General features: G+C 73.2%; 14 protein-coding genes and 1 riboswitch. Of the genes, 9 read left to right on the top strand and 5 right to left on the bottom strand.

Going from position 1 to position 12,820, the window contains the following annotated elements; genetic code table 11:
• Positions 1 to 271: 271 nt before the first annotated feature.
• Together ABD241_RS00405 and cobA are read right to left on the bottom strand one after the other, a co-directional pair.
• Positions 272 to 1,492, bottom strand: a complete 1,221-nt coding sequence (locus ABD241_RS00405; protein WP_344057291.1) for a uroporphyrinogen-III synthase — start codon at positions 1,490 to 1,492, stop codon at positions 272 to 274.
• Positions 1,489 to 2,514, bottom strand: a complete 1,026-nt coding sequence (gene cobA / locus ABD241_RS00400) for a uroporphyrinogen-III C-methyltransferase (RefSeq protein ID WP_344057290.1) — start codon at positions 2,512 to 2,514, stop codon at positions 1,489 to 1,491. The genes ABD241_RS00405 and cobA overlap by 4 nt, the downstream gene beginning before the upstream one ends.
• A 191-nt stretch (positions 2,515 to 2,705) precedes the next feature.
• On the opposite strand from cobA, the gene ABD241_RS00395 reads away from it, so the two are divergent.
• The 6 genes from ABD241_RS00395 (at position 2,706) to ABD241_RS00370 (ending at position 6,334) form a co-directional block, all read left to right on the top strand.
• Entirely contained in the window at positions 2,706 to 3,398 is a 693-nt protein-coding gene (locus ABD241_RS00395) for a sirohydrochlorin chelatase (protein WP_344057289.1), read from the top strand.
• 119 nt (positions 3,399 to 3,517) lie between these two features.
• Positions 3,518 to 3,596: riboswitch (Fluoride riboswitch) on the top strand.
• Between the two features lie 108 nt (positions 3,597 to 3,704).
• Positions 3,705 to 4,208, top strand: coding sequence for a universal stress protein (locus tag ABD241_RS00390; protein WP_344057288.1), 504 nt, complete (start codon positions 3,705 to 3,707; stop codon positions 4,206 to 4,208).
• Positions 4,199 to 4,684 (top strand): fluoride efflux transporter FluC, encoded by a 486-nt coding sequence (locus tag ABD241_RS00385; RefSeq protein WP_344057287.1) that lies wholly within the window; start codon positions 4,199 to 4,201, stop codon positions 4,682 to 4,684. The genes ABD241_RS00390 and ABD241_RS00385 overlap by 10 nt, the downstream gene beginning before the upstream one ends.
• Positions 4,681 to 5,076 carry a fluoride efflux transporter CrcB gene (gene crcB, locus ABD241_RS00380; RefSeq protein WP_344057286.1) on the top strand — a complete coding sequence of 132 codons (396 nt, stop codon included), beginning with the start codon at positions 4,681 to 4,683 and terminating at the stop codon, positions 5,074 to 5,076. Before ABD241_RS00385 ends, crcB begins: the two co-directional genes overlap by 4 nt.
• Positions 5,073 to 5,681 carry an IMPACT family protein gene (locus ABD241_RS00375; RefSeq protein ID WP_344057285.1) on the top strand — a complete coding sequence of 203 codons (609 nt, stop codon included), beginning with the start codon at positions 5,073 to 5,075 and terminating at the stop codon, positions 5,679 to 5,681. Before crcB ends, ABD241_RS00375 begins: the two co-directional genes overlap by 4 nt.
• Positions 5,682 to 5,761: 80 nt before the next feature.
• Complete coding sequence (locus ABD241_RS00370) at positions 5,762 to 6,334, top strand: HhH-GPD-type base excision DNA repair protein (RefSeq protein ID WP_344057284.1); 573 nt, start codon at positions 5,762 to 5,764, stop codon at positions 6,332 to 6,334.
• A gap of 100 nt (positions 6,335 to 6,434) precedes the next feature.
• Here ABD241_RS00370 and ABD241_RS00365 read toward each other — a convergent pair whose 3' ends face one another.
• Positions 6,435 to 7,805 carry a cystathionine beta-synthase gene (locus tag ABD241_RS00365; RefSeq protein WP_344057283.1) on the bottom strand — a complete coding sequence of 457 codons (1,371 nt, stop codon included), beginning with the start codon at positions 7,803 to 7,805 and terminating at the stop codon, positions 6,435 to 6,437.
• A 147-nt stretch (positions 7,806 to 7,952) separates the two neighbouring features.
• Here ABD241_RS00365 and ABD241_RS00360 point away from each other — a divergent pair, with 147 nt between their 5' ends.
• Positions 7,953 to 9,023, top strand: a complete 1,071-nt coding sequence (locus ABD241_RS00360; RefSeq protein ID WP_344057282.1) for an SGNH/GDSL hydrolase family protein — start codon at positions 7,953 to 7,955, stop codon at positions 9,021 to 9,023.
• A 54-nt stretch (positions 9,024 to 9,077) separates the two neighbouring features.
• Here ABD241_RS00360 and ABD241_RS00355 read toward each other — a convergent pair whose 3' ends face one another.
• Complete coding sequence (locus ABD241_RS00355; RefSeq protein ID WP_344057281.1) at positions 9,078 to 9,860, bottom strand: LolA-like protein; 783 nt, start codon at positions 9,858 to 9,860, stop codon at positions 9,078 to 9,080.
• A gap of 257 nt (positions 9,861 to 10,117) precedes the next feature.
• Between ABD241_RS00355 and ABD241_RS00350 the strand changes: the two genes are divergently transcribed.
• Both ABD241_RS00350 and ABD241_RS00345 read left to right on the top strand, forming a co-directional pair.
• Positions 10,118 to 11,341, top strand: coding sequence for an acetyl-CoA C-acetyltransferase (locus ABD241_RS00350; protein WP_344057280.1), 1,224 nt, complete (start codon positions 10,118 to 10,120; stop codon positions 11,339 to 11,341).
• Between the two features lie 506 nt (positions 11,342 to 11,847).
• Positions 11,848 to 12,414 carry a hypothetical protein gene (locus ABD241_RS00345; protein WP_344057279.1) on the top strand — a complete coding sequence of 189 codons (567 nt, stop codon included), beginning with the start codon at positions 11,848 to 11,850 and terminating at the stop codon, positions 12,412 to 12,414.
• Between the two features lie 94 nt (positions 12,415 to 12,508).
• On the opposite strand, the gene ABD241_RS00340 is transcribed toward ABD241_RS00345, so the two are convergent.
• Entirely contained in the window at positions 12,509 to 12,808 is a 300-nt protein-coding gene (locus ABD241_RS00340; RefSeq protein WP_344057278.1) for a hypothetical protein, read from the bottom strand.
• Positions 12,809 to 12,820 lie beyond the last annotated feature (12 nt).

Genomic DNA, 12,820 nt, shown 5'->3' with positions numbered 1-12,820 from the left:
TCGTGCCGCTCAATCGACGTCGAAAGGCCACGTTCTGCCGCTCAACCGACGTCGAAAGGCCACGTCGTGCCGGTCGATCGACATCGAAAGGCCATCTTCAGCCCCGCCAAGATCGGCCCTTCGACCGTTCGAAGGCGACGCAACGTGGCCTTTCGACGGTTGCAAGGCGACGCAACGTGGCCTTTCGACGGTTGGGGGGCGACCAACCGTGGCCTTTCGACGGTTGGGGGGCGGCGCAACGTGGCCTCTCGACGGTTGAGAGGGGAGGCGTTCAGACGTTGAGGCGGTAGCCGCGGCGGACGACCGTCTGCACCAGGTTGCGGTCGGGAAGCGCGGAGCGCAGCCGGCTCACGGCCATGTCGAGCGCGTGCTCGTTCTCGGCCTCCGGCAGCACGTCGAGCAGTCGCTCGCGGCTGAGCACGGCTCCCGGCTCTGACAGCAGCGCGGCGAGCATGGCGCGGGGGCCACGGGCCAGCGCCACCGTCTCGCCGCCGAACGACACCAGCCGTCCGTGCACGACGAGCGGCCCCAGGGCGGTCTGCACCTCGCGCACCCCGTTGAGGGTCAGGTGCTCGATCACGGTGCGGATCAGCGCACCCATCCGGAACCGCTCCGGCACGATCGGCGTCACGCCGAGGTCGAGCAGCGGCGCCGCGGTGACCGGGCCGACCGCGGCGGCCGTCACACCGTCCCGCAGGGCGTCGACCAGGACGCCGTCCATGCCGAGCTGCGCTGCGGCAGAGACGAGCCCGTCCACGGCAGGCGCCGAGGTGAACGTCACGACATCGACCTCCCGAGCGGCCACGGCGGCGATGAGACGACCCAGCCGGCTCTCGTCGGTGGGCCGCACCCACCGGTAGGGCGCGACCGTCAGCACCGACGCCCCGGCCGACCGGAGGCGCGCGAGCTGCTCGACGTCCTCGTGACCGTGCAGCTGCACCGCCACGATCCTGCCGTCCACCCCACCCTCGATCGCGAGGCCGATGGTGGAGGCGGTCCGCTCGTCCTCGGCGATGCCGTCGTCGTCGTGACCTGCGGCGCGGACAGCCCCCCGGGCCTTCGGTCCGCGCACGATGATGCGCGCGCGGTCGAGCGTGCGAGCCAGCTCCTCCCCCAGTCCCGCGGCGTCCGCGGCCTCGACCCAGCGCCGGAAGCCGTAGGCGGTCGTGACCACCACGACGTCGGGACGGCAGTCGATGACTGCTCGGGTGTCGCCGATGAGGATCTCGTCCTCCTCGACGGGCGCGATGCGTACGGCAGGCGCATGGAGCACCTCGGCACCGCGTCGCGCGAAGGCGTCGATGAGGTCGTCCGACCGCCGGTCGGACGTGACGGCGATCCGGAAGCCCTCGAGCACCGGACCGGTCGGCACGGGACGCGCCGCATCGGAGTCGGGGCCCGACAGCTGGGCCGACCAGGCGGTAGGCGGGTGGTCCCGTCGGCCGGTCCCGCCGGGCAGCGCGGGCCTGGTCTCCGGGGAGGTCTCGTTCATGCCACTCCCACCGGCCCCGAGCGCACGCCGTGGCTGTCACTCCGCCGCTCCCACACCTCCGACTGCCGGACGACCTCGCCGACCACGATGACCGACGGCGAGGCGGCGCCGGCAGACGCGACCAGGTCCGGCAGCGTGGCGGCGGTGCCGACGATGCTGCGCTGGTCGGGGGTGAAGCCGCGCTCGACCACGGCGGCCGGCGTCTCCTCGGGCAGCCCGGCCCGCACCAGGGCCGTTGTGAGGGGCACGAGGTTGTGCATGCCCATGAGGAAGACGAGGGTGCCGCCCAGGTGGACCAGCGCCTCCGCCCGGCGCGGATCGAGCGGCACGTGCCCGGAGACCACGGTGAAGACGTGGCTCACCTCGCGGTGCGTGACCGGTATGCCGGCACTCCCGGGCACAGCGACCGCCGACGAGATCCCCGGGACGACCGTCACCGGCAGGCCGGCCGCCACCGCGGCCGCGACCTCCTCGCCGCCGCGCCCGAAGACGTACGGGTCGCCACCCTTGAGGCGGACGACCGTCAGGCCGCTGAGCGCTCGTTGCACCATGATCCGCTCGATCTCGGACTGCGGCACCGCATGGTGGCCGGCTCGCTTGCCGACGTCGATGATCTCCGCGCCCGGGGCCAGAGCGCCGAGGTCACCGACCTCGGCGAGCCGGTCTGTGAGCACGACGTCGGCGTCCGACAGCGCGCGGACCGCCGCGACCGTGAGCAGGTCCACGCCGCCGGGGCCCGCGCCCACCAGGGCGACGCGACCGCGCGTGACCTCAGCCGCCGGCTCCCTCACGACCGGGCACCGCCCGGCGAGGGCCTCACGCACTCCGCTCCACGTCGAGGCGGTTCCGACGAGCACGGCGAGGCGTACCCGGTCACGCAGCTCCGGCGTCAGCCCGTCGGGTGCGGTGATGACGTCCACGACGGCGCCGGCGCGCCGGTAGCGCCGCGCGACCGCTCCGACCAGCTCTGCGGGCCCCACGACGAGCACGGGCAGCCCCGTGAGGTCGGTCTCGATCAGCACGGCGATCTCCCGTCGCAGCTCGCGTCCACGTCCGCCCACGGTAGGAAAGGCATGTTTCCCCCGCGTTTCGGTCCCGCGATCCGGCGGTAACAGACCGCTCACCCGACCGTACGCGTACGGTGCGGTCCGCGCCCGCCTCACCTCGTGGCCGCCCTCGACGCGCGGCCCGCGCGACCTGAGAGAGTGGCGGCATGTCCAGCCCTTCGCCCGTGCTCGTGGCGACCGCGCACGGCACATCGTCGCCTGCCGGCCGCTCCGCAGTCGGCGGCCTCGTCGCCGCCGTGGCGGCGCGCCGGCCCGACCTGACCGTGCGGGCCTCCTTCGTCGACGTGCAGCCACCCGAACCGGCTGCGGTGCTCGCCTCGCTGTCGGGGCCCGCCCCGGCCCGGCTGGTGCCCCTGCTGCTCTCGGCCGGCTACCACGTCTTCGTCGACCTGACCCGGGCCGCGGAGGCGGTGCCCGGCACGACCGTCGCTCCTGCGCTGGGCCCGGACGACCGCCTCGCCGAGCTGCTCCGTCGACGCCTCGTGGCTGCGGGCCTGCGAGGCGACGACGTCGTGGTCCTCGCCGCGGCCGGCTCCTCGCAGCCGTCCGCCGTCGAGGACTGCCGCGCCGTCGCGGCCGCGCTGTCGCGAGCCCTGGGTCGACCGGTCACCGCAGGGTTCCTCTCCGCGTCAGAGCCCAAGCTGGCGGACGCCGTTGCCGCACAGAAGGTCTCGGGTCAGCGGGTGGTCGTGGCCACCTACCTGCTCGCGCCGGGCTTCTTCGCCGACCTCGCCGCACGTTCGGGAGCCGACGTCGTGACGCCGCCCCTGCTCGTTCCCGGAGAGCCGCCGCCGGACGAGCTCGTCGACATCGTCGTGGAGCGCTACCTCACCCCGTGAGGACGTGGACACCGCGCCGCCACGAGGCCGCCCGCCGGCCCTCGACAGCCCGTCCGCGGCAGTCCCGCGGCAGTCCCGCGGCAGTCCCGGGGCAGTCCCGGGGCGCGGTGGCACGCTATGGTGGCGTCGGCGATGGATCCCGCCGGGGCACCTGCCGGGTGCCCGAACCGCCGACCGGCTGATGGTTCCTGTTCATCCGCGGCGCGTGCCGCGACGATGGGCAGGCCTTGGCGCCGCGCCCGTCACCGAGTGTCTGGAGACCCCAGGATGGGCGAGCACGTGCCACCCCAACCGCACCCCTCCCGGATGACGGCTTTCACCGGGCACCCGCTCGTCGTCGGCGTCGTGCCGGACCAGTCTCCGCTCGTGGCCCTGACGGCCGTGTCCCTGGCCCGCGCCACCGGTGCGCCGGCGATCTACTTCGCGCACGTCGACACCTCCCGCTACGCCGACGTCGAGCACCCCGACGGGACCGTGACGCACCTGTCCATCGACCCCGACCTCGACGACGAGGACTGGCCTGAGCGCGAGGCGGCCCTCGTCGAGCAGGTCGAGCAGTGGATGGCGTCGGCGGACCTTCCGTGGCACTTCCGCTACCTCGCCGGGCGGCCCGACCGCGCCCTGACGCACCTGGCGCGGGCTGTGGACGCGTCGGCGTTCGTGGTCGGCTCGCACGTCCGACGCCACCACCGCCTCACCGACTTCGTCAACGGCTCGGTGTCGATGCAGCTCTCCCACCGCCAGCACCGCCCCGTCGTCGTGGTGCCGGTCAACGTCGTGGACTGGGAGGGTCGCGCGCCGTGGGAGTGAACGACCGGCCCCACCCCAGCTCGGCCACGCGGCGGAGAGCCGGGGCCGCGCACCGTCACCCCGGGCTGCTCGCCCTCATCTTCGTCGGCGGCACGCTCGGGACCGCCGCCCGCGCCGCGCTGGAGAACGCGGCCCCGGCTGCCCCGGCCGGCATCCCGTGGGCCACGTTGCTCATCAACGTCGCCGGCTCGCTGCTGCTCGGTGCGCTCCTCGAGGTCCTGGCCCGGACGGGCGGAGACACCGGCTGGCGCCGCGGCACGCGCCTGACCGTGGGGACCGGCGTCCTCGGGGGTTTCACCACCTACAGCACGTTCGCGGTCGAGACGGTGCAGCGGATGTCGCCGGGGTCGTACGCCGTCGCGCTCGCCTACGCGCTGGGCAGCATCGTGCTCGGGGTGTGCGCGGCCGCCGCGGGCTACTGGTGCGCGCGCCGCCTCACCACGCCGCGGCGCCGACCGACGGAGCCGCGCCGATGATGCTGCTGCTCGCGCTCGGCGGTGGCCTCGGTGCCGTCACCCGCTTCGTCGTCGACGCCGTCGTGGCCCGGCGCAACCCGTTCCGCGTCCCGCTGGGAACCATGCTCATCAACATCACCGGTTCCCTCGTCCTCGGCCTCGTGACCGGGCTGCTGGTCGCCGACTCCGCCGGTTCCGCCTCGGCGACGGTGCGCGCAGTGCTCGGCACCGGCTTCTGCGGCGGCTACACCACCTTCAGCACGGCCTCGGTCGAGACGGTCCGTCTGTGGGTCGCGGAGGGCCGCAGCACCGGAGCGAGGTATGCCGCCGTCACCCTCGTGGGTTCGCTCGTGGCCGCCGCCGTCGGGCTCGGGCTCGCACACCTCCTCGCGCCGACGAGCGCCGGCGCATGACCGGGCCGACGCCCTCGACGCCTTCGCGGCCGCTGCGCTACCTGACCCTGGCGGCTCCCGCCACGGCCGAGCTGGAGGTGAGGCGGTCGCGTTTCATCTGCGACGTCGCCCCGGCCTCCTCCGAGGAGGCCGCCCGCGCGTTCGTCGAGCAGGTGCGGTCGACCAGTCGCGATGCCCGGCACCACTGCACGGCATACGTCCTCGGTGCCGACGGTGCGACGCTGCGCAGCAATGACGACGGTGAGCCGTCGGGCACCGCAGGCGCGCCCATGCTCGACGTGCTGCGGGGTCGCGGGCTGACCGACGTCGTGGCTGTCGTCACGCGGTGGTTCGGAGGCACCCTGCTCGGGACGGGCGGACTCATCCGCGCGTACGGCGACGCGGTCTCGCTCGCCCTCGACGGCGCCACCGTCGTGGCCCGCGAGCTGCGCGAGGCGTGCTCGTCGACCTCGACCACGCGTCCGGACCACGGGTGGAGCACGCACTGCGCGCCCTCGCCGGCGTCGATGTCACGACCGTCGACTACCTCCCGAACGGGGTCCGGCTCCACGTTGCCGCTTCCCCCGCGGCGATGGAGGACGTGGTCCGGACCGTCGCGTCCCTGACCTCGGGTGGCGGCCGACTGGGTCCCGGGCAGCCCTCCTGGGTCGACGCCGAGCCGGGAACCGCGTGAGAACATGCGTCCATGGGCTTCCAGATCGCAGGTGACCCCGACGCCGACCGGGTCCTCGACGACCACCCCTTCGCCGTCGTCGTCGGCATGATGCTCGACCAGCAGTACGGCATGGAGCACGCGTTCCGCGGTGGCTACAAGGTGCTGAGCCGCTTCGGCACCCTCGACCCCGCGGCCATCGCCGCAGCGGATCCCGAGGAGTTCAAGGCCATGGCCAGCACCCCGCCGGCGATCCACCGCTTCCCCGGCTCCATGGCCGCGCGCCTGCAGGAGCTGGCCGCCCTCGTCGAGAGCCGCTACGACGGCGACGTCACGCGCCTGTGGACCGAGGCCAGCAGCGGCAAGGAGCTCCTCCGGCGCGTGCAGGAGCTGCCGGGCTTCGGGCGGCAGAAGGCGCAGATCTTCGTGGCGCTGCTCGCCAAGCAGCTCGGCGTGCGCCCCGAGGGCTGGGAGGCCGCGGCAGGCGACTACGCCCTGGACGGCTACCGCTCCGTGGCCGACGTCGTCGACGCCGACTCGCAGCTCAAGGTGCGGGAGTTCAAGCAGGCGAAGAAGGCCGAGGCCAAGGCCGAGCAGCAGGCCTGACCCACAAGCCCTTCCGTACGTATGCCGCTGGGCCCGCTTCCACGAGAAGCGGGCCCAGCGGCATACGTCGTCTCAGGCGGCGCCTGACGTCACGCTGGCCTCACTCGGCGAGGAAGCCCAGCAGGTCGGCGCGGGTGAGGACCCCGATCGGCTTGCCGTCCTCGACGACAAGCACCGCGTCGGAGTCCTCGAGCTCCTTGCGCGCCGCCGAGACCGGTGAGCCGGCGCCGACGAGCGGGAGCCCCGGCTCCATGTGCTTCTCGACCGAGTCGGCGAGGTGGGCCCGGCCGGTGAAGAGGGCCTCGAGCAGAACGCGCTCGCTCACCGAACCGGCCACCTCGCCGGACATGACGGGCGGCTCGGCCTTGACGACCGGCATCTGCGAGACGCCGTACTCGCGCAGGATCTGGACGGCGTCGCGGATCGTCTCGTTGGGGTGCGTGTGCACGAGCGCCGGCATGTCGCCGGTCTTGTTGCGCAGGACGGCGCCGACGGTCGTCTCGGTGTGGTCGTCGAGGAAGCCGTAGGAGTGCATCCACTCGTCGTTGAAGATCTTGCTCATGTAGCCCCGGCCCGAGTCGGGCAGCAGCACGACCACGACGGCGTCCTCCGGCAGGTCCCGGGCCACCCGCAGGGCCGCGACGACCGCCATGCCGCACGAGCCGCCGACGAGCAGGCCCTCCTCGCGGGCGAGCCGGCGCGTCATGGCGAAGGAGTCGGCGTCGCTGACGGCGATGACGTCGTCGACGACCGAAGGGTCGTAGGCGCCGGGCCAGAAGTCCTCACCGACACCCTCGACGAGGTAGGGCCGGCCGGTCCCGCCGGAGTAGACGGATCCCTCGGGGTCGGCCGCGATGATGCGCACGGCGCCGTCGCTGACCTCCTTGAGGTAGCGGCCCGTCCCGCTGATGGTGCCGCCGGTGCCGGCGCCCGTGACGAAGTGCGTGACGCGGCCGTCGGTGTCGCGCCAGATCTCGGGACCCGTGGTCAGGTAGTGGCTGTTGGGTCCCTCGGGGTTGTAGTACTGGTTCGGCTTCCACGCACCGTCGATCTCGCGCACCAGGCGGTCGGAGACGGAGTAGTAGGAGTCCGGGTGCTCGGGCTCCACGGCGGTCGGGCACACGACCACCTCGGCGCCGTACGCCTTGAGCACGTCGCGCTTGTCCTGGCTCACCTTGTCGGGGCAGACGAACACGCACTTGTAGCCGCGGCGCTGGGCCACGAGGGCCAGGCCGACACCCGTGTTGCCGCTCGTCGGCTCGACGATGGTGCCGCCCGGCTTGAGGAGCCCGTCGCGCTCGGCCGCCTCGACCATGCGCAGGGCGATGCGGTCCTTCACCGAGCCGCCGGGGTTGAAGTACTCGACCTTGGCCAGCACCGTGCACCTCACCCCCGCGTCCGCGACGACGGAGCCGAGCTTGACCAGGGGCGTGTTGCCGACGAGGTCGGCGACGTTCTCTGCGTACTTCATCCGCTCATCCTAGGAGGCGTCCACCCGACCGACCGACCGGCGCGTCCCGGCCGCCTCGCCGCGACCTGCCCGGACCGGGTACGGGACGGGGTACCGGCGGGTTACCGTTGTAGACCCCGGTTCAGCAGTGAGAAGGGAGACCCCGACATGGGGCGGGCACGGCGCGCGCGCAACATCGCCCAGGCGGCGGCATACGGCGGCGGCATGGGAGTGGCCGGCCTCGGGATGCTCGGCGTCCTGGGCTACGGCCTGTTGCGGGCCGAGGCGCTGATGGCACGACGGATCGTCGGCCAGCGCTTCGAGGGCGCGCCGTCGGACAGCGGGACCTACGGCTCGGGCTCGGGCGCTCCCCTGCGCTTCCTCGTGCTCGGTGACTCGACCGGCGTGGGGATGGGGGCCGACCACGCCCACGAGACGATCGGCGCCACCATCGCGACCGCCGTCTCCTCCTACAGCGGGCGACCGGTCGAGCTGACGAACGTCGCCGTCATCGGCGCCGAGTCGCCCGGCCTCGACGAGCAGGTGGAGCGGGCCCTCGCCGCGGTACCCGCCCCGGACCTGGCCGTCATCTCGGTCGGCGCCAACGATGTCACCCACCGCATCGACACGTCCGTCGCCGTCCGCCACCTCGGCGAGGCCGTGAGCCGGCTCCGCCGGGCCGGTGCCGAGGTGGTCGTGGGCACGTGCCCCGACCTCGGCGCCCTCGAGCCGCTGCCCCAGCCGCTGCGGTGGCTCGCCCGACGGTGGTCGCGCGACCTCGCCGCGGCCCAGACCGTGGCGGTCGTCGAGGCCGGCGGGCGTGCGGTGTCGGTGGGCGACCTGCTGAGCGAGGCCTTCTCCGCCGAGCCGCACGTGATGTTCAGCAAGGACCGCTTCCACCCGAGCCCGGCCGGCTACGCGCGGGTTGCCGCCGCCCTGCTGCCGACCGTGAGCGCTGCCCTCGACCTCTTCGGTGAGCGCAGTCACCCGACCGAGCCGAACGCCTGGCGCGGCGAGGGCGTGCGCCCGCTCGTGGTCGCGGCCACGCGCGCGGTCACGCGTCCCGGCACCGAGGTCGCGCCCGCAGAGGTCCGCGGCCGGACCCGGGGCGCTCGAGGCCGCTGGGCGATGCTGCTGCACCGGATGCGTCCCGTCCCGCCGCGGTCGGGCGCCGCCGCCGGCCCACCGGCCGAGCCTGCGCTCGACCGGCCCTCGGTGACGTCGGCCGGGGTCCAGTGAGCTGCTCGGCCCGGTGATCAGCCCGAGGGATCAGCCGGCGGATCAGCCGACGGATCAGCCGAGGGAGATGACCTGGCTCGCGGCCGGGGCCTTGATGCCGAGGTCGGCGTTCCAGTCCGAGAAGTCGAGCTGGCCCGGGTTGGACTTGGACCCGGTGAAGCGCACCACCTGGAAGGTGTCCTTCGAGACGTAGAGCGCGCCCTCGCCCTCGCCCTTCTTGTCGGTGATCACCCAGCAGTCGACGCCGCCGACGCTCTTGCTCCCGACCGTCTTGGCCACCTGCTGCGGCGTCACGGCACCGAAGGCCTTCTGGAGGAAGGACTTGAGGCTGAGGCTCTGCGTCATGGCCGCAGCGGACGCCGGCGCCTTGATGAACTTGTCGCCGGCGTTCTGCACCTTGGCCGGGGCGCCCTGCTTCTTCCAGAACGTCGCGTCGCCCTGGATGTAGACGCCATCGGCCACGGAGATGACGCGGGCCTTGCCGTCGCCCTCCATCTCGATGGAGATGTCGGCGGTCTTGCCGTCGCTCGTGCCCTTGAAGTCGATGTTGATCGTCTTGCCGTTCTGGTCGACCTGCCCGGCGAAGGCACCCGAGCTGGCCGCGAGCGCGTGGGTCTTCGCCTTGGCGAGGATGTCGGCGGCCTGGGGTGCGCCCTTCGCGTCCGTGGAGGCGGAGCCTGTCGTGGCAGAGCTCGAGGGGGATCGGCCGGCGCCGGCGCCTGCCGAGGAGCTGCTCGCCGTGGTCGTCGGCGTCTCGGACTTCGAGCACGCGGCGGCGCCGAGGGCGATCGCGCACGCGCCGGAGACGGCGACCGCGCGCATGGTGAGGTTCTTCATGTGATGGTGCTCCCCTGGTCGTCGGGTCGACCGGGCTCGTCCTGCGCGAGTCCCGCGCGAGTCCCGGACGCGTGTCGGCACCGGGCGGCGACGACGACCCGACCAGCCTAGCCGGGCGGGCGGGACGCCGAGACGCACGTCATGCCCGGCGGCCTGTCCAACCGGTGCGAGGACGTCCTACCATCGTGGGGACTGAGCAAGCGCTTAGTGGCCCGTCGCGCCGTCGCCCGGGCCGAACGTCGCACCAGGAGATCCCCGTGACCGAAGCCGTCATCGTCTCGACCGCCCGTTCGCCGTTCGGCCGGGCCTTCAAGGGCTCGCTCAAGGAGGTGCGTCCCGACGACCTCGCCGCGACCGTCATCCAGGCCGCGCTCGACAAGGTGCCCGCCCTCGACAAGAGCCTCGTCGAGGACATCTACCTCGGCTGCGCCGAGCCCTCCGGCCGCCACGGCTCCAACATGGCCAAGGTCGTCGCCACGCTGCTCGACATGGACTCCACGCCGGCCGCCACGATCAACCGCTTCTGCGCCTCCTCGGCCCAGACGACCCGGATGGCCTTCCACGCCATCAAGGCCGGCGAGGGCGACATCTTCGTCTCCGCCGGCGTCGAGTGCGTCTCGCAGTACACCGACTGGGCCGGCGCCGGCGGCGCGAAGGAGGACCAGCAGAACGGCCGCTTCGCCGAGGCCCAGGCCCGGACCAAGCGCATCGCCGAGACCAACGAGACGTGGACCGACCCGCGCGAGCAGGGCCTGCTGCCCGACATCTACATCGCGATGGGGCAGACCGCCGAGAACGTCGCGACGGCATACGGCATCTCCCGCGAGCGCCAGGACGAGTGGGGCGTCACGTCGCAGAACCGGGCCGAGGCGGCCATCGGGCGCGGCTTCTTCGACTGGGAGATCACGCCCGTGACCACGCCCGACGGCACGGTCGTGAGCAAGGACGACGGACCGCGCGCCGGCGTGACGCTCGAGGCCGTGCAGGGGCTCAACCCGGTGTTCCGCCAGCAGGGCACCGTGACCGCCGGCAACTGCTGCCCGCTCAACGACGGCGCCGCGGCCCTCGTCATCATGAGCGACACCAAGGCCAAGGAGCTCGGCCTCGAGCCGCTGGCGCGCGTCGTCTCGACTGCCGCCACGGGCCTGTCCCCCGAGATCATGGGCCTCGGCCCGGTCGAGGCGAGCAACCTCGCCCTCAAGCGCGCCGGCATGTCGATCGGCGACATGGACCTCTACGAGATCAACGAGGCCTTCGCCGCCCAGGTCATCGGCTCGGCCGACCAGATCGGCATGGACTACGACAAGCTCAACGTCAACGGCGGCGCCATCGCCATCGGCCACCCGTTCGGCGCGACGGGCGCGCGGATCACCGGCACCATCATCAACGCCCTCCGCGAGCGCGACCAGCAGTTCGGCCTCGAGACTATGTGCGTCGGCGGCGGCCAGGGCATGGCCGTCATCTTCGAGCGGCTCAGCTGAACACCCTGCGACGCCGCATCGGCCGCCACTCGGCGGCTGATGCGGCGTCGCACTGTGAGGACGGCCGCATTCGCCGCCAGTCGGCGCGGTCCCGCTGGCGACCACGGGCCTGTGGACGGGCTGGCGTCTCCCTCGCCGGCCACTGACACGCTGCAGTCATAGCATCGCTCGACCGAAGCAGGCCCTTCACCCTCGCCGAGGCCCGCGCTGCCGGTCTGACGCGCTGGCAGGTCGAGGGACGCCGCTTCCAACGCGTCGTCACCGGGGTCTACGTCGCCGCAGACGTCGAGCTCACGACGCCGCTCCGGGCCGCCGCAGCCCTGCTCGTCTGCCCGGGCGGTGCCGTCGTCTCGCACCACACCGCGGCAGCACTCTGGGGCGCCGTCGTGCCGCACTCCCCTGACGTCCACGTGTCCGTGCCGGGCCAGCGACGCGTCGACGTCCGCGGTGTCCGGGCCCACCGGCCCAGTGTGGTACCGCCGACCTCGGCGCGACGTGGCCTGCCCGTGACGAGCCCGGAGCGCACGTTCCTCGACCTGGCCTCGGTCCTCGACCTGGTCGACCTCGTCGTGCTCGGTGATTCTCTGGTCCACGCACGGGTCACCTCCCCGGCTGCTCTCCGGACGGCAGCGTCGAGGCACCGAGGTCGCGGGGCAAGGCTCGCACGTCGGGCGGCGGAGCTCGTGCGCGTGGGTGCCGAGTCCGCCATGGAGACGCGGGTGCGACTGCTCGTCGTCCTCGCCGGGTTGCCTGAGCCAGTGCTCCAGCACCCCGTGAGCACCCGCTTCGGCTCCTACCGCCTGGACCTCGCGTGGCCGGCGGTCGGAGTGGCCCTGGAGTACGACGGGCGCCACCACATCCAGCGAGAGCACCAGTGGGCTGCCGACCTGGGTCGTAGGGAGCAGCTCGAGGGCGACGGCTGGCGCCTCCTCGTCGTGATCGCGGGTGACGTCTTCACCACGCCGGAGACGACGGTGCACCGCGTCGAGACCGCGCTGCGCGCGGCGGGCCTGCCCGTGAGAGCGGGCTCGGGCGAGTGGCGGCGCCACTTCCCCGGTCGGGCCGCCGCCTGACCGGGGACCGCACGAGCCACCACTCGGCGACCGATGCGCCGCCGGGAGCGCAGAGCGACCGCACGAGCCACCACTCGGCGGCCTGCGCAGCCTGTCAAATGGAGCGGCGTATGCCGGCCAGCTCGTCCGCGACCGCGGCTGGGTCGCTGCCCGGCTGGGCGTCGAAGAGGTCGAAGACCATGACGGTCAGCTGGTCCATCACCACGGCCGGCCCGAGGTCGGGCACCGGCCGGGAAGGGCCACCCCGTGATGCCGCCACCCGGTCGGCCATGCTCTGGACGACGGCCTGGACGGACGGCACACGCGAAAGCGCGTGGTCGAGCGGCAGCTGGTGCCACCGCTCGACCACGCGCCGGAGCTCGTCCGACACCTCCTGCGGGATCGGCGAACCCACGCGCGAAGGTGT

The sequence above is a fragment of the Terrabacter lapilli genome, from assembly GCF_039531305.1.
GTDB lineage: Bacteria > Actinomycetota > Actinomycetes > Actinomycetales > Dermatophilaceae > Terrabacter > Terrabacter lapilli.
The sequence above is the reverse complement of the archived record's forward strand: the minus strand, read 5'-3'. Positions and strand labels throughout refer to the sequence as shown.